At 46.8% G+C, this 15,593-nt stretch carries 14 protein-coding genes and 3 pseudogenes; 12 read left to right on the top strand and 5 right to left on the bottom strand.

All coding sequences use genetic code 11. The features are described 5' to 3' along the window. Positions 1-46 precede the first annotated feature (46 nt). The 6 genes from METMK1DRAFT_RS11775 to METMK1DRAFT_RS11750 all read left to right on the top strand — a co-directional run bounded on the left by METMK1DRAFT_RS11775 (position 47) and on the right by METMK1DRAFT_RS11750 (position 4,389). Positions 47-736, top strand: a complete 690-nt coding sequence (locus METMK1DRAFT_RS11775) for a hypothetical protein (RefSeq protein WP_048088088.1) — start codon at positions 47-49, stop codon at positions 734-736. Then, entirely contained in the window at positions 723-1,415 is a 693-nt protein-coding gene (locus METMK1DRAFT_RS11770; protein WP_009074445.1) for a 4Fe-4S dicluster domain-containing protein, read from the top strand. Before METMK1DRAFT_RS11775 ends, METMK1DRAFT_RS11770 begins: the two co-directional genes overlap by 14 nt. After that, a complete protein-coding gene (locus METMK1DRAFT_RS11765; protein WP_009074443.1) occupies positions 1,412-2,332 on the top strand; it encodes a CoB--CoM heterodisulfide reductase iron-sulfur subunit B family protein in 921 nt (306 codons plus the stop codon). Before METMK1DRAFT_RS11770 ends, METMK1DRAFT_RS11765 begins: the two co-directional genes overlap by 4 nt. A gap of 36 nt (positions 2,333-2,368) precedes the next feature. Further along, entirely contained in the window at positions 2,369-2,701 is a 333-nt protein-coding gene (locus tag METMK1DRAFT_RS11760) for a YidH family protein (RefSeq protein WP_048087989.1), read from the top strand. Between the two features lie 9 nt (positions 2,702-2,710). Beyond that, complete coding sequence (locus METMK1DRAFT_RS11755) at positions 2,711-3,607, top strand: sodium:calcium antiporter (RefSeq protein ID WP_009074440.1); 897 nt, start codon at positions 2,711-2,713, stop codon at positions 3,605-3,607. A gap of 233 nt (positions 3,608-3,840) precedes the next feature. After that, positions 3,841-4,389, top strand: coding sequence for a GNAT family N-acetyltransferase (locus tag METMK1DRAFT_RS11750; protein ID WP_082230052.1), 549 nt, complete (start codon positions 3,841-3,843; stop codon positions 4,387-4,389). Between the two features lie 5 nt (positions 4,390-4,394). Here the strand turns inward: METMK1DRAFT_RS11750 and METMK1DRAFT_RS11745 are convergent, their stop codons facing one another. Next, on the bottom strand, positions 4,395-5,012 hold the full coding sequence (locus METMK1DRAFT_RS11745; RefSeq protein WP_009074436.1) for a hypothetical protein: 618 nt from the start codon (positions 5,010-5,012) through the stop codon (positions 4,395-4,397). A 2,718-nt stretch (positions 5,013-7,730) separates the two neighbouring features. Here METMK1DRAFT_RS11745 and METMK1DRAFT_RS11740 point away from each other — a divergent pair. After that, the gene (locus tag METMK1DRAFT_RS11740) at positions 7,731-8,195 is read left to right on the top strand and encodes a hypothetical protein (RefSeq protein ID WP_009074434.1); all 465 of its coding nucleotides are present in this window, start codon (positions 7,731-7,733) and stop codon (positions 8,193-8,195) included. On the opposite strand, the gene METMK1DRAFT_RS11735 is transcribed toward METMK1DRAFT_RS11740, so the two are convergent. After that, entirely contained in the window at positions 8,170-8,376 is a 207-nt protein-coding gene (locus METMK1DRAFT_RS11735) for a hypothetical protein (protein WP_009074432.1), read from the bottom strand. The two genes, METMK1DRAFT_RS11740 and METMK1DRAFT_RS11735, sit on opposite strands and share 26 nt — an antisense overlap. Positions 8,377-8,507: 131 nt before the next feature. Between METMK1DRAFT_RS11735 and METMK1DRAFT_RS17870 the strand changes: the two are divergent. Together METMK1DRAFT_RS17870 and METMK1DRAFT_RS11720 are read left to right on the top strand one after the other, a co-directional pair. Next, positions 8,508-9,549, top strand: a pseudogene (locus METMK1DRAFT_RS17870) (IS701 family transposase). Positions 9,550-10,459: 910 nt separating this feature from the next. Beyond that, positions 10,460-10,921, top strand: coding sequence for a TRAPPC13 family protein (locus METMK1DRAFT_RS11720; RefSeq protein ID WP_009074426.1), 462 nt, complete (start codon positions 10,460-10,462; stop codon positions 10,919-10,921). 633 nt (positions 10,922-11,554) lie between these two features. On the opposite strand, the gene METMK1DRAFT_RS11715 is transcribed toward METMK1DRAFT_RS11720, so the two are convergent. The 3 genes and pseudogenes from METMK1DRAFT_RS11715 to METMK1DRAFT_RS19750 all read right to left on the bottom strand — a co-directional run. Continuing rightward, entirely contained in the window at positions 11,555-12,301 is a 747-nt protein-coding gene (locus METMK1DRAFT_RS11715) for a tetratricopeptide repeat protein (RefSeq protein WP_009074424.1), read from the bottom strand. 234 nt (positions 12,302-12,535) lie between these two features. After that, on the bottom strand, positions 12,536-13,585 hold the full coding sequence (locus METMK1DRAFT_RS11710) for an ISH3 family transposase (RefSeq protein ID WP_009074422.1): 1,050 nt from the start codon (positions 13,583-13,585) through the stop codon (positions 12,536-12,538). Between the two features lie 246 nt (positions 13,586-13,831). Then, positions 13,832-14,378, bottom strand: a pseudogene (locus METMK1DRAFT_RS19750) (MFS transporter); the annotation flags it as partial. 260 nt (positions 14,379-14,638) lie between these two features. Between METMK1DRAFT_RS19750 and METMK1DRAFT_RS11700 the strand changes: the two are divergent. The 3 genes and pseudogenes from METMK1DRAFT_RS11700 to METMK1DRAFT_RS11690 form a co-directional block, all read left to right on the top strand. Beyond that, positions 14,639-14,869 carry an AbrB/MazE/SpoVT family DNA-binding domain-containing protein gene (locus tag METMK1DRAFT_RS11700; RefSeq protein WP_172634144.1) on the top strand — a complete coding sequence of 77 codons (231 nt, stop codon included), beginning with the start codon at positions 14,639-14,641 and terminating at the stop codon, positions 14,867-14,869. Continuing rightward, positions 14,853-15,236, top strand: coding sequence for a type II toxin-antitoxin system VapC family toxin (locus METMK1DRAFT_RS11695; protein ID WP_009074418.1), 384 nt, complete (start codon positions 14,853-14,855; stop codon positions 15,234-15,236). The genes METMK1DRAFT_RS11700 and METMK1DRAFT_RS11695 overlap by 17 nt, the downstream gene beginning before the upstream one ends. A gap of 148 nt (positions 15,237-15,384) precedes the next feature. Then, positions 15,385-15,593, top strand: a pseudogene (locus METMK1DRAFT_RS11690) (IS256 family transposase); the annotation flags it as partial.

Below are 15,593 nucleotides of genomic sequence, written 5' to 3'. Positions count from 1 at the left end.
TTCCACTTTTTTAAACGTGGATTACGTGAGGGAAATATTCAACGCTATGCTCAACGTTGACGTAAATAACACGGCTTCTGGGGACGCCAAGAAGTCTTTGAAGCTCATAATGGAGGCCATGGAGCTTAAGTCAAAGTTCCTGAGGGAGACAGAGGTAAGTTCAGAAGAGGAGATGAAGAAGATCTTCGAGTCCGTATTTTACGCCAAGAAACACTTCGGTGACGTTCTCGCCAAGACTGGTCTCCCCTCGTTTAGACAAGCTTTCCTTGTGCTGAAGGAGAGAGAAAAGGAGTACGGGGAGAGAATAGCGGAGTTCACCTCAAGGGTTAAGGGCGGAGATCAAGAGGACATGGAGGATCTGGCCAAGGAGGTAATCCACTATCTGGAGCCGGAGTCTTATCCGCTCTGGACGAGATGGATATGGAACCCCAGCAGAAACACGGGTTCCATAAATTACGTGCTAAAGGACGGTGTGACACTGAAGAACGAGGGTGAATTCCTCTCAGCTATCAATGAATTGAGGAGGATCCTGGAGATCTTCGGTCTCTCCTCAGGAGGTAACTATTACTCCACTTCAATTTTTCTCGTTTACGCGTACGTGAGGTACTTAGATTACACGACCCACCTCGCGGTGGATAAGAAGGCCGCGGGGTTGATACCCACGCACCTCACGACCACGGCCCTGGTTATGGGCCTGAAACCATATCTCAAGGTGATAAAACTTGCCCATACCTAATCTGGAAAAACCAATCATAAAAGGTCTAATCCAAAAGGATAAGGTAATTGTGGACGGAGTGGAGTTAGACGGAACATGGAATGCATTCATGATAGAGAGGACTCAGACGGGTTATGACCAAAGCGTCTGGGACGAGATAGCCAACACAATTGAGGGAGCTACCATAAGCCTGTGCTGGCAATGTGGTACCTGTACCTCTGGGTGTACCATGAGAGAATATGACCCCAACTACAGTCCTAGGAGATTCATAGATCTAGCCAGGAAAGGCGATAAACAGGCACTGATAGAGTTACAGGACAGTCTGTGGCGATGCGTGTCCTGCCAAAAGTGTACTCACAGGTGTCCCAAGGGAGTACTCGTGGAGGAGGTGGTACACTCTATCCATAATTATCTTCTTAAGCATGGTCTGGTCAAAAGGGATCCAGGAACGATCTTTGACGAGCTCTTCCTGGAGACTGTGATGAAGAACGGTGGGAGAATAAGTGAACTCCTCTTGGGAGGGGCATCAGCTAAGGCCGGTTTTGTGACCATGAGCTTAAGGGATCTGATAACCATGATGGGACCACTCATGAAGTCAGGCCTGATAAAGGACCTCATGAAACCCAACAGGGTGAAGAACTGGGATAGAATAAAGCCTGTGTTGGAGGAGGCAATGAAGGAGGAGGTGGTTCCAGAGTGACCCAGACCATTAACCCATACGGCAAGGTAGCCCTCTACCCGGGATGCGCTCTGGACGGGCTCGGTAAGGCATATGACGTAACGTTGCAACTTGTGACCAGGGATCTGGGACTAGAGTACGAGAAGATAGACGACTATAACTGCTGTGGAGCTCTCGAGGTCAAGAACGTGAATACCATGGCAGGACTACTCTTACCTGCGAGGAACCTCTCCTTAGCTAGGCAGATGGGAGCTAACGCAGTCATGTCAGCCTGTCCAGGTTGTCATTACTCCCTGTCGAGGACTCAGTACTTCATGACCAGGTATCCGAAACTGAGAGAGAAGGTTAACGTTTACTTGGAGAAAATGGGTGAGAAGCAGTACGACATGCAACTCCTCATGATACATGCAGTGGAATTCATCTACAATACTGTGGGGCCCGAGGGAGTTAAGGCAAGAGTCAAGAGACCCCTCGCCGGGCTTAAGGTAGCTCCCTATTACGGATGTCTCTACACGAGGCCAAAGGCATACACGCTCACTGGATACATGAAACTGAAGGACGACCCGGAGAGACCAGTCTTCATGGATGAACTACTCACTGCCCTGGGAGCGGAGGTAGTACCCTTCGAAGCTAAGACCATATGCTGTGGAGGTCCTCATGTGTATTCTGATCTCCCAACTTCCTTACACCTTGAGGCTAGGATACTCAAGGAGGCCAAGCGGAATGGTGCAGAACTCCTAATAACGGACTGCCCGTTAGGTCACGTCGCCATAGAGACCAACATGAACAAGATAGCTGAGAAGTACGGTAAAGACCTAAGGATGCCACTGGTTTACTTCACTCAGTTGCTAGCGTTTGCCTTCGGTCACAGCCCTGAGGAGGCACTGCTTACGGCGAACCTGTCAGACCCCATGTCGGTACTGAAGAGATACCTTTAAGTCAAACCCTTTTTACTCCGTCATCCTCTTATTAGTATGCCTTCCCCTTCCGATCACATGGCAAACGAGAGGACCTTCCTTGCCTGGGTCAGAACTGGCATAGCTTTGATAGGCTTCGGTTTCGTCATAGCCAAGTTCGCCCTCTTCCTCCAACTGATCAAGGGTGTAAAGGGATCAGGGAACTCAGTGATCTTCGGAGAAGCCATGATAGTGTTGGGTGGAGCGGTGATCGGCTACGGTCTTTTACTCTACCTTCTGGTCGAGAGGGACCTAGAGAACAACACGTATAGGTCTAGGTACGTGATGAACTCTATCTTCGCCCTCTTCGTCCTGTTGACCGCTGTAGGGTTGGCCCTCCTCATAATTTAGGGGAAAACGATGTGGTTATTGTTCCTGTTGATAGGATTAATGGCACTATCGGCAGAGCTCTTGGCTAGGGGAGTAGAGAAACTCAACATGGGTTTAGGCCAGGGAATGGCCAGCGGAGTAGTTTTAGGAACCCTCACCTCTCTCCCTGAGACGATAGTAGTGATCACCGCCCTCCTGGAGGACAAGGGAGACGTCGCTTTGGGTTCAGCCATCGGTGGAAACATAGTACTACTGACGCTGGGAATAGGACTTGTCGGGTTAGTTTACAACTTCAAGTGGAAGGACGAGCTGAGAATGGGAGGAGATTACTCCCATGAGTTGGGAGTGATATCACTTTCCACGTTGTTCTTGGCAGTAGTGTACGTTTACGGACGTCTGACTCCCCTCACGTCCCTTCCCCTCTTCGCCCTCTACGGATATTATTTACTTCACAGGGTCCGAGGGAGGAACGAGTCCGGGAAGAGGGTGAGTCCAGTGTCTGTCCTGGAGATATTGGGGGGAGGCATTCTTATGCTGATACTATCTCCACTCTTCGTGGGTCAACTGGAAAAATTGAGCCTCAGCTTAGGGACCTCAGATACTTACCTGGCCATGATCCTCACTCCCGTAGTTGCAGAACTGGAGGAGGGGGTCTCAGCGCTGAGATTAGCCATGAGGAGTAGGGAAGGTGGATCTTCAGCCCTACTAAGCTACTTCGGTAGTAAGATCCAAAACATCACCTTCCTGCTGGGACTCGTGGGCTTAATTTCAATACCTGTTAGAGGACCCTACCTCCTGCTCACTCTGATCTCCAACGTATTGGGCACTCTGGTGATCCTGGACGGTAAACTAGGTAAACTGGAGAGTTTCCTCCTCTCCTTGAGTTACTTTCTCCTCATCTCGTTTACCGTGCATTATCTACCGTAAACCTAGCTGGTCTATACAAGGTTCGACTCGTCCTGGCTGTATCTTTGCGAGAGTAGAGAACTCTTGGAGGGAGGAGATGATGCCTGGAGGTGTAACTGGTCTCCCTACAGTCAGGGGGAGATTTCCCGTAGGAGCCCGTGCTATCTCTGAACAAGAGACCTAAGCTCATAAAAGCTATGCCAGTTCCTACCCACGCAAGAGCTCATAAGCTCTAGTTCTACTGATCACCTAAAATGGTTGGCGAAATGACCGGTTTGCAATACGAGATCAGGGAAGTCAGATGGGAAGATGCAGACCAAGTCATATCAAATTACTACTCTTTATTGGACGAGATGGATATAAATCCTTGGTTGGGGATCACCACACCTCCCCAAAGACCCAGCTTACCGTCAGAGTTTAAGTGGTTCGCAGACCTCTACTCGTCCATGTTGGAGGGCGATGCCGTGGCGTATGTAGCTGAGGCTGACAAGAGGATTGTGGGAATGTGCGAGGTAAGGAGGAGATCGAAGAGGATAGAGCTTTCACATATAGGTAATCTAGGCATGCACGTTAACAGGAATTATAGGGGAAAAGGGGTGGGGAAGGCATTACTTTTGAAGACCATTGAGGGTTGTAGGGGAAGATTTGAGGTCATTACTCTGGAGGTTTTCTCCAATAACCTCGCTGCAAAGAAACTCTATGAAAAGGTCGGGTTCAAAACCTATGGTGTACTTCCTGGAGGAGTGAAGAGGGGAGGGAATTCTGTGAATTTGGAACTCATGTTTTTGAGGCTGGAGCGATGAGACTCTTACCTAGAAGCCAGACTCTCTCTAGTTCTCCTCCTACCCACTGTCCTAACTACAACAGAGAGTATGGCTGAGATCAGGAAGATTACATATGCAATGAGGCTCGCTTCCTGAGACCGAGTGAACGCTGGAATAGTTAAGGACGCCAGTGCCAACGCGCTCAAGATGGAGGAAGATATACTGTACTCCCTAGGAACGGACTTACTCACCACTCTAACCGGCTTCAGGTAAGGGATCAGAAGGGCCAGATATATCATCATAACGTCGGGGTTAGCATTTCCCAAGGCCTTAAGCTCCTCTCCCTCTCTCCTTATCACGAAGAACCAGGGGTCACCATCTACCCGCAGTTCGTTACTGCTTCCTCTCACGAACTTCGTGAGTTGTCCTCTACTTACCCTATACGTCGTAGCTTGATAGCGTATGGTAAGTCCTCTCCTCTCAGTGCCAACCTGGGACCCATCCTTGAGGATCCGAAATCTCATTCCTTCTCTCTCCAGGGATATCTTGAACGCGTTACCTACTATCTCGATCTTATCCGTCCTGAACTGCTCCTCCCTCCTAACCTCTGCAATTTTCCCCAGTTCGTCATATATCACGTTTCCCTTGAGAACGTACTCCACGGAAATACGGTTGAGGATAACTTAAAATCTTCTCATGAGGACATGAGGGAACGGATGACTCAAAGACTGATCATACCACTCCTGATTTCACTGATCGTTCCCGGGAAGCGTTACGGCGAGGATAGATGCACTTTTAATACGATCCGCTGGGGGAACTACTGGATCGTAAAGTCGGTTCAATGAAGCCGACGGAGGAGAATCCTGAACTTGTCTAACCGTTTATGCGGTTCATAGGTAAATGGATACACTGATGGATCGACTGGTATCTTCCTGGAAATCGAATAAATTTTAGATATTATTCCAGAGGCGACATGTCAAGCTTGGGCTAGCTCAAACTAACTAAGCCGATGGGTATCACCAAAGGAGCGTAATATCTGATGACACCTGCTCATTTCATTTTATTTGCCATCTTATGTTTGAGAAAATACTATTAATTTTAACCATAGAGAGCTAGAAGTTGTTTATTAATAATGTAGTCAGTTAGCCGTAAATATTTGCATGTTGAATATTTGTGAGAGGAAAGCCCGTCATTAGGAATATCTCCTCGTCTAACGCTAGTCCCTAAAGCGAGATAAGACGTAAAGACTCCTGGAGGTGTAGATGAAACTACTGAAATGGTTTTATGGAACTCTCCGTTTGTCCCAACACCTTCATTCCAATCATTTTGTGTTCAATCATGATCGAGTGTAGGAACTTAGCCCTCGGCCATCTACAAATTACGGTACAGCAGTTATCAGATTTTACCCTGATTACAGGGCGCTACCTAAGGAAAAATCCCACAACTGCTGTACGGTAGGTGGATCACAGGACTCCTGGGAGCCCAACGGCAAAGGGCTCAAGTCCCTGTCGTCGCTCCCTTTTGGGCGGAGCTTACACGGTATAGGAGCTCTATTTAATCAAAAATTGTAATAAACAAAGATAAAAACATTTTGACGTGGAAAAGTATTCAGCCCAAAATATCATTCCGTAGTCAAGGCGAACCTAATAACTGCTTACGTAATGAACTTGTGAAGAGAGCAATTCTACGTAAATCCAAACATCACCAACTTCATGAAGGCCTTACCCTTAGCCTGTTCCCTAGCCCTATCCCACAGGCACGCAACCTCTTATTTCCCTTGTCCTAGCGTTTTGGCCAACGGTAGTTAGGGGATTCTTCGTTTAATGGCCTTTAAAGTTAAGCCGAAATCTAATAACTGCTATACCAAGTCAAAACGATACTGAGAGGTTACCGCTCAATCCACACAAAAGCTATGACTCTCATTTAGAGTGCACCATCAACACTCTTTCCCTCAGGGTAGCAGCTATGAGAGGCGTCGGCCACAGATGTCCTCCAACTGGAAATCCCGTGATCCGTCAGGGACGGAACGGCACTGCCTCTCAAGGTTCCTATATTACTTAACGCCTTGGATCTCAATGTGTCACATGGGGTGACTCTAAAGAGGGACCATCAATACGTCCCTGACGGTCAAGCGGGATCCCGTTGAATAACCATACACTTCTCCAGCAGACCAAACGTATCTCTCGACTTTTCCCTAGGATAGCCCAGGTTAGAGAGGACCAGCAAGACTGATAAAAGGAGCTTCGAGATAAAACACTCAACATTTAGGAAGGTATTGGTATCAAGATCTATAGCTAAACGGCTACACTATGAGGGAACTTTACAATATTATTCTATACACTTTTTATGAAGACTTTACCTTATCTTTAAGACCAATCATAACGAGGAATCCCATAACCACTGAACTGAGTTTCCACCATACACAGTGGAGTTTGACCCGTGAGTTTGGTGGACTCTCCCCAAGTAATTGGGCTACCTCTCACCACACTTTCTCAGGAGTATCACCCAAGGTCAATATTACTGGAAATTCCTCTACCGATCCAGTTTCCCTCAACTTCCACTAGAGCTAACGTAATTTCTAAACTCTCCTTATAGAGATGATATTACTTGGTATAGTTAACTCCCAGTTAACTCGTCAATTGAAGGGTGCGGAATTACCGTTGGGATAATCTGACGTCGGCTCCTAGATGACGTCACTGGGCGTAGCTGGAGCGATAACCTCGAGTTCCTGTGTAAGCTGTAAACAAGCTCAATATTTGTTGTAAAATTCTTTATTCCTCTTCTGTGAGGCATCATTAAAGTAGTTTCATAGTTTGATGATATTAAAGCAGTAACTCCCACATGAAGGGAACTTTACTCCCTACTTTTCTGCAGAATAGACTCTAGACCGGCGTCCTAGACCTGATTAGCTCTATGAAATCTTTTTTATTTCCAATTAAGTTCCATTTAGCGAGGCATTTAACGAGACATGGTCCAGGGAAGTTCCTAGCCTGAGTACGCTCCATCCAGTGCTAAGAATCCTCATGCACGTACCTCCCTAGGGTCACCTTTTTGTCCTTACACTGTCACCGGATCACTCTATCTTCACTCACGATCGAGTGTTTTAGCCCTCACCTATCTATGGTAAGTGGGTCGAGGGACTCCTTCGACTTGAAGGTTGCCGGTCACCATCTCCGGGTCACTCCCACCCTCTTGGGCAGAGCTTACACGATGTGAGAGATCCTGTTCTCTCGGTGAAGGTCGAGAATAGACGAACATAAAACATTCCTATTACCATGAAGAGGATTAAGCCCAAGTTAAGGTGATCTAATCACTACCTAACGAGTTAACTGACACCTGAGCCGTCTAAAATTATAACCTAGTCTATATCAATTTTATCCATGGAGAGTAGATATCCCAAGATACTCTACACGTTACTGAAGGAGACCAGCCTCTGGTACGACACGTTGCTCGAGACGGACTCGTTGATAGTGAGGTTGAACAAGAGCTTCGTGGGAGAGTACTTCATCCTTCTCAACCCATTCGAGATATGGATAGCCTTCGAATCCGCCATGAACGATTTCGCTCTCAACAAGAGCGTCAGCAGGAGCCTGGCGCTGTTGACTTATCGTCTCGCTGTCCGTCCTATCTTCTTGGATGGAAACAAGAGAACCGCTATCGCAGTGATGTTGACTATCCTCTCGGAACTCCTTGGGAAGGACGTCAAGCTCAGAGAGGACAAGGTTTCGTCATTGATGAGGGTTCTTGCTGAAGCCTCCGAGAACCCTCCGAAAGATGATGAGGAACCTGTGCGCGAAATTCAGAAGATAATCGAAGAGATCATGGGAGGCTCTTCATGGGTCTGATGCGTTTGCTCACGTATATCTCCTTACCCTTCAGCTTCAGGACCCCGGTCTTCTCGAACTCAGCCAGTGCCTTGAAGTAGTCCTTATACTCGTCGAGCACAAAATCGGCCCTTCTGTTCAGGGCTTCCAGTAAACTCACCTCTTCCCCAGTGAGGGAAGTGTCGAACTCAAGCATGACCATCTATTATCATAGATGGGTTGACGCGTAATAAACGTTTCGTGGTACTGTGTACAGCAGTTGTGGGAATCTTAGGGAGGTAATACGGAAAAGTCGGTATTAGCGAGAAGTTTTTATTTTTCCACGTCTTCCTGCTGAAAAGATGCGGAAAGGGACAGATCGAGTTGGCTAGGGAGAGGCTGGTCAAGGCGGTCAACAGGCTGGGCGTGGTCAGGAGGAACGGGAGGAGCAGGAAGGTCGGGTTGGCGCTAGTCCTCATGGTCCTGGTAGGTGGGAGGGCCAGCGTGAGGAACGCGGCCGAGACGTTCGGGTTGGACTACGCAAACCTGCTGGGGACGTTGGGAGAACTCGACGACGCGTGGAGGGACTGGAGGTCCTGTCAGACTGGTGAAGGGTCAGATCGTCATCATGGACGACACCGTGGACCACAATACTCCAGGGGAAGGACGTGAGCCCCTGAGAACCACTGGATCTACTGCCACACCCACGGGAGGTTCGAGAGGGCCAAGCTCCTCACGGTCGCCATAGTGGACCTCTCCACGGGCAGGACGTTCACGGTTTCCCCTACGTCGTGAGGAAGATGTTGGATTTGGGGATGGTCAACGAGTTCAAGACCAAGATCGACTTGGCCAGACGTTGGACGTGCTCAAGGAGCGCTTCCGGTAGCCAGGGTCGTCTTCGACCCCAGTACTGTCCGAGAAGCTCGTGACGGACAACGTAGTGTCTGAGCTCAAGTCCAACCGAGCTCAGGGTCGAGTCGGCCCAGGGGACCCTCGAGGAGGTGGAGGGACACCTCCGAGTGGGATACCCCCTGGAGTCTACTTCGTCTCCCTGACCCTGGGAGGCCGAGCGATTACGGTGAAGTTGCTAGTCCGGGAACATAAACGTGACTCTGGGACACACGCCAGGTACCTCTACACGACCGACCTCTCGCTCAGCGAGGAGGAGGCCTGTCGGGTGGGAGATCGAGGACCTCCAAGGGACGTCAAGGCCCTGGGACTCCTCGTTCTGGAGGAGGGAGAGGCTTCAGGGTTACCTCACGATCTTCACCGTGACCAACGTCGTCAGGGATTTGATAGGGAGCTGAACCTGAGGAGCGTGGAGGTGTTCCTCAGGTTCGTTGAACGTCATTTAGGCGGACCGTCGGGGCTGATGAAAATCTTTAAGTTAAGGTAAAATCCCATAACTGCTGTCATTCATTTAATGGCGCGTCCTCCCCAACTACCTCAAAGAGGAGCGCGGTCACCACGTGATTGGACACCTCATGGTATGACCTAGCGCTCGTCCCCTTTTCGTGTACTGACGTAGGATCAATTAAGTCACTTTCATTCTATAGAAACAAATAGAAATCGCAATGGAGTCCTGAATCGCCCATTATAGTGCAACATATACCCTTTTCACACCTTAGCGATATTAACTTGCCTGCAAGAGAAGTCCTGATTTTGCAATTTAGAAGCGAGACGGTAGTTTCAGGATATTACCCCTCATGAATATTACCCGTCAACCTTTGATGCTGGAGCTGGCCCAATCTAGCACTATTTATTTAGAAATAAAAAGTCAAATGAGCGGTTTTAGCTACGTCATGAATTCAGACTTGAGTACACCGGTACATTGAACTGTAAACCCGCAATAGATTTGTATCAGAGAGCGTTTGGCTCATCTCCTTTTAATTCGTTTCTCGCTTACAATCAATCCATCGTTGAACTAGCCGTAGCGACACTACTCGGTGTGGCGTCATGGTCGCATAGTCCTCGAGTGTATTGGTATCCTTCTCATCCCACAAACCCAACGGTCACAGTTTGCGTGTCGCAGTTATCAATTTGTTTAAAGAGGAAACCCAAACTCCACGGGATTGATAAGGCTCTAAATTTATTACAACGTCATTATTTATGAAAAATGAAAGCGAAAAGTGATATCACATTAGAACCTCAGTAGATGTCATAAAATCACGGTAATCATGAGGAGATAGAGGCAACCTACGAAGGATTGAATTCCTCAACACCGAGAGTGTCCTCGGTGAGCCAGGGTGAAAACAACTCTCCGTATACAGAAACGCTTATATAGAATTTTTCCTCCTTATTAAGTGATGTCTAAAGCTCAGAAGGTCATGGTAAAAGCGAGGAAAAGGAAAGGCATTTCGGACTCCATAACTGTGGTAATATTACTAATAGTGGCGGTATCCCTAACTCTCTCTGTAGCCCTCCTCGGCTTCACCATGTTTAGAAGTTATAGTTCCCAGTCCGTCCTCTCCGTCAAGGGTATACCTACCCTTAGTTTTGAAGGCGGTAAGGTTTACCTCAACGTGACAGTTGTGAACTACGGATCTCAACCGATCTACGTAACCTCAGCGACTTTAGGTGTAACTCCTCAGGTCACCAACAGTTCGTTGAACCTTATGGTTCCTGGGAGTTCCTCCAAGAGTTTTGTCATAACGTTCAGCGTCGTAAACATCTCACAGTTGGATCAAAACAAGTCGTTGATACCTGTGTCACTTCAAACTTCATCCTCATTGGAGCCTGTCCTTTACTTCCACGCTTTGGTTTCTTAATTGCAGCAGTTATGGGACTTTCCCTTAAATATCGCCCTGTAATCAAGGCAAAATCTAATAACTGCTGTTAATTGGCTCAGACTCCCTTTCGAACTGGCTTATATGGTCAAGGGTAATTCTTAGGCGAGCTTAACGTGATCGTCACAATGTTAAAATGCGGTGTGGAAAACTTCGTCGGTGGGGGGAATAGCCCCAGGATTTAGATGTCCCAACACTCACGAGAATCTCCCTCGGATATCCCCAGAATCAGGGCGGAATATAATTGTTGACATCGATTTTGGTGGTCAATACATTAATGCCGATAATCGATGGGGTAAGCGTTACCAGGACACTTGGGCTAGGTTCGGTGAGGTGTACCTTACTCCACCGACGACCCATTATGGGAATTGACCTAGTTTCCGTGACTTCAGGGCTAGGACGATCCTAGTACCCGTAGACCTCGCACTCTACCCTTAACTGCTGATTTAAGTTGTGTTCGCTCATCGAATCATTTCTGGGGAGGCCCTTAATCCTCTTCACTGGAAGGATGTTCTAGAACCCTCTTTTATCGTGAGGTATGACATCGTCTTGCTCTTCCCCTATGTAATCCAAAGCACGATGACCCTGGTTTCGACTGCGAAGGTCCATACTAAGTTATCTAGACTTCTCCTCATCTTTCCTGGACTCCTCCAGCTTGCCCAGCTTCAGGTATGCCCTGGATCTCCTTAAGTAAGCTTCCTTGTAGTTAGGCTTGAGCTCTATACTCCTTGAATAAAAGGATATAGCACTCTCCGTATCACCTCTGTTCTCCGTGATTATACCCTTACTAAGGTATGCCTCGGCATAGTAAGGGTTCAGGTTTATGGCCATGTTCAGGTCCCGTTCAGCCCCAGCTTCATCCCCCAAGGCCAACCTGGTCAAGGCCCTATAGTAATACAATTCAGCGTCTAGTGGATAGAGCATTATACTCCTGGTGAGATCCCTGATGGCCTCGTAGAACCTCTTGGTAGCATACTCCGATATCCCCTTGACCTTGTGGAAGATAGCTTCATTCCTAAACTCATCCTCCTTCCCCTCTAACTCCTTGAGGGCTGAATCGAACTTCTCCGTTCTCATGAATATCAGGGCCTTGATGAGGCTCACTTCCTTACCGCTCTTGCTCTCGAGCAATGACAAGACCTTGTCAAAACTTCCCATGGAGACGAGTATCTTTGCTGCGGACTCAAAGTCCCCTGCGTTAATGAAGGCATCTAGGGCCTCCTCGTCTCTACCAAGCTCTAAGAGGACCTTTCCCAATAAGGCATAGGAGTCCTTTGTTGGATTTTGGCTCACGACCTCTTGGAGTTTCTTCAGTGCCAGGTGGAGATTGCCTGAAGCTATTAGGGACGCAAGCTCATCCATTAAGTTGTTTTATGTGGGCTTTGATATAAAGATGACTAAAGTCTCGTCAAGGGTAACATGCCCCAGTTGTGGGGCAAATCCCTCTAACGGAGGGGATCTGAGGGCGTAAAACCCAGCCTCCCTGGAGTAATCTCATGACTGCTAGACAGCATTTTAGTGTTTACGTGATAGTGTAATAGTCGAACGCATGATAAAACTAACGACAAGCCTCGCCCCTTCTCGGTAGACCCAAAATCACCTCCTTGAAAATAAATCTATATTATTAATAAGCGGTTTTATTGATTTAAATAGAGAATCTTTTAGATAGAATAAATCATCAGAAAACAAGAGTATTAGGAGTATCCTGAACTGCTCCCTCCTCACCTCCCCCTTGAACACGGTGTACAGGGAGTAGAAGGCCACGGCCAGCACGAAGATCAACGTGCGGAAGACGAACTTGGTGGAACTGGTGAATGGGAGAAAAGCCTTGATGTTCCGGTGAGAGGTCTCTATGGGACCCCTCACCTTGTTGTACAAGTCCAACACCTCCCCCTTCGGTAGGTCGAGGTTCGTAGCCCTAGCGAAGTAAACAACCTTCTTCCTCTTCCCCTTCTCCCTACCGTAGACCAAAAGCCTGAACTTGACCTGCTCGTCCCTCCTGTGCCTCTTACTGTTCGTCTCGTACTCGCCGTCGAACTCCTGGTAGACCTTAACATCACCAACAGGGACGGCAATTACGTACTTGAACTGCGAAACGAAGTTGAGCACGTCTACAGTGTAGAAGCCAGCGTCGAGAGTCATCAACCTCACCTTGAACCCCATGGCGACGACTCGCTCCACGAGGGCCTTCACGACCTCATCCTTGGTCATCCCCTTGACTAGTGTGACGAAGGCCAGTAGGAGCACTTTCCCATCTTTGGTCGTCGCAGTTGCGTAGTTCCAAGAGTTTCCCTCCTCCGAACTCCCGAGCCCTCCCACCGTTTTCCCGTACCAGGTCTTGGTTATCCAGTCTATTGAGACGTCTATCTCCTTGACTCCCTTCAGCGTCTCCAAGGATATTTTCCTCACTTGTTCCAACAGCTTTTCCACCACTTCCACCCCTTGCTCCTCCACGTAATTCCTCACGGTCTGTGGGGACACGCCATACGCCCTCGACTTGTTCTCTACTGAATCGTTCCACAGACAGGCCGAGATGAGGGTTCTCGCCACCTCTTCCCCTCTCTTTCCCTTGAAGTTCAGCATGGAAAGTAATTTATATCCTATTTGTTGAACGTTGTTTTGGTGAGGGAGAACCGGTGTTACCATCTTGATCTCCCACACGGTAATACCACATCTCCCTCACCTTAAACCTTTCTTCAACTGAATTCTTAATACTCTTATAAATCCTGTTATTCGCTATGAATCGATATTATCCTGCTGGAGTTATTTTTCATAATATGATTTTGGGTCTACCGTTTAGGGCGGGGAGGAGGTCAGATTTAGAAAAATGATTTACATCATGGTAGGCGGGTTGATGTCGTATAAGCTTATAGAGAGCTACAAGGCCCCTGATATTCTCCTAGGAACCAGCTTGAATCCGGCAATCAAAGTTCCCAGAGTTAATATGCCTAGAATTTCCTCTACTTCGTAAATTTTTAGAAAAATAACTAGAAAAGTTGAGGCAAGCAAACCTAACAACATACCAATGGAGGAGAAGAAAGAGAACTTGGAAAACAGCGAACCCCAATGTTTTTTCTCTGCAGATTCCATAACTAATAGGTTGAAAGGTGTAGTTGATGCTGTGCTCATGAAAACTAACAGGGAATAATTAATAGCAACGAAGGAAATTGAATTAAAGAAAGGCATTAATAGTAAGGGTAGTGCAGTTCCTGCAAAGCTTAATAATATCTGCTTTTTCCTGTCCATTCTATCAGTCAAGAAACCCCATATTATTGATGCAGGAATTAATACTGCGTTACCTAAGAGAAATTACGTAAGCTACATCTATGGCATTACCACCAAGGGTTAAAATTTGTAAAGTGACTAAAGTGGAAATTGGCCCTATTGCCATGTTAAACGGTATTACGAGATACATCCACTCTGTGCTGTACTTTATCATCCTTGCTTTAAACTTACAATCTCATTTAAAAGACTTATTGTAATCTTATAAACAATTTCGACCTTATATTCCCTTTTACAAAGTGTAAATAAAATGAGAAGAATTTTACAATGATTAGCATTTTCTCTGTTGCTTATAAATTATCATAGAGAGAAGAATGAGTTATTAATTTAAACTTTTATACAGTTGAAATTCAGTCTTTGTTTAACTTAAGGATAAGTAAAGTTAAACTTAAAGCATTCATGAGGATATTCTTTTATATGTATACACTGAAGGTTCATAAGAAAGGTATTATTGTAATACCAAAGGAGATAAGAGAAAAATTCAACTTGGAAGAAGGTGACGAAGTTAACGTTATAGTTGATGATGAGGGAATTTATATATTTCCTCGTGGTGATATTAGAAAATACTTTGGTAGTGACAAAGATGCAATAAAAGCTTTAAACATTCTGGAAGAGGAGAGGAGAAGAGAACGTGAAAGTAGTACTTGACGCCTCTACATTAATTTTGTATTTTTATGGAAATAACAAGGCCAAAGAGATAATAGAGAAAAACGTGAGCGAAGCTTTTGTAAATTCGGTAAATCTTACAGAATTCCTTTATTCGTACGCAAAAGTCAAAGGCTGGAGGGAATCTCTATTTAAATATACCTTGATCAGGGATACATTTAAGCTAATAGATGTTAACAGCGAGGACATAATTAAAAGCGCGGCCAAGTTGAAAATTAAGTATAACCTCTCCTTAGGAGACGCGTTCTTACTGGCATCTGCCAAAAGTACAAATTCAACTGCTGTAACTAGTGATCACGAGCTTAGTAAAGTTAAAGAGGTTAAAGTGCTACTTATTCCTAAGGAATAACATGAAGTGTTATTATCATAACTAAGGTGTAATCTCAACGAGGGCGATTCAGGGCTCCATTGCGATTTCTATTTGTTTCTATAGAATGAAAGTGACTTAATTGATCCTACATCAGTACACGAAAAGGGGACGAGCGCTAGGTCATACCATGAGACACTCATTCAATCACGTGGTGACCTCGCTCGTCCCCGAGTTACTTGGGAAGGACGCGCTATTGAATGAAACGGTGGCTGAGATCGAGAGGAGGGCCCTGGAGGAGGCGGAGAGGACCTCCCCCCGGGTACGCCAGGGGGAAGGAGGTGAGGAGGAGGGGTTACGCCAGGTACAGGTTCCTGAGGGGGTTCAAGGTCTCCCTCC

It is taken from the genome of Metallosphaera yellowstonensis MK1, assembly GCF_000243315.1.
Taxonomy (GTDB): Archaea; Thermoproteota; Thermoprotei_A; order Sulfolobales; family Sulfolobaceae; genus Metallosphaera; species Metallosphaera yellowstonensis.
The sequence above is the reverse complement of the archived record's forward strand: the minus strand, read 5'-3'. Positions and strand labels throughout refer to the sequence as shown.

What these genes read in the sequence shown, in the direction of transcription:
- METMK1DRAFT_RS11775 (WP_048088088.1), top strand. Translation starts at nt 47, where the DNA reads ATGCTCAACGTTGACGTAAATAACACGGCTTCTGGGGACGCCAAGAAG.
- METMK1DRAFT_RS11760 (WP_048087989.1), top strand. Translation starts at nt 2,369, where the DNA reads ATGCCTTCCCCTTCCGATCACATGGCAAACGAGAGGACCTTCCTTGCC.
- METMK1DRAFT_RS11755 (WP_009074440.1), top strand. Translation starts at nt 2,711, where the DNA reads ATGTGGTTATTGTTCCTGTTGATAGGATTAATGGCACTATCGGCAGAG.
- METMK1DRAFT_RS11750 (WP_082230052.1), top strand. Translation starts at nt 3,841, where the DNA reads ATGGTTGGCGAAATGACCGGTTTGCAATACGAGATCAGGGAAGTCAGA.
- METMK1DRAFT_RS11740 (WP_009074434.1), top strand. Translation starts at nt 7,731, where the DNA reads ATGGAGAGTAGATATCCCAAGATACTCTACACGTTACTGAAGGAGACC.
- METMK1DRAFT_RS11735 (WP_009074432.1), bottom strand. Translation starts at nt 8,376, where the DNA reads ATGGTCATGCTTGAGTTCGACACTTCCCTCACTGGGGAAGAGGTGAGT.
- METMK1DRAFT_RS11720 (WP_009074426.1), top strand. Translation starts at nt 10,460, where the DNA reads ATGTCTAAAGCTCAGAAGGTCATGGTAAAAGCGAGGAAAAGGAAAGGC.
- METMK1DRAFT_RS11715 (WP_009074424.1), bottom strand. Translation starts at nt 12,301, where the DNA reads ATGGATGAGCTTGCGTCCCTAATAGCTTCAGGCAATCTCCACCTGGCA.
- METMK1DRAFT_RS11710 (WP_009074422.1), bottom strand. Translation starts at nt 13,585, where the DNA reads ATGGTAACACCGGTTCTCCCTCACCAAAACAACGTTCAACAAATAGGA.
- METMK1DRAFT_RS11700 (WP_172634144.1), top strand. Translation starts at nt 14,639, where the DNA reads ATGTATACACTGAAGGTTCATAAGAAAGGTATTATTGTAATACCAAAG.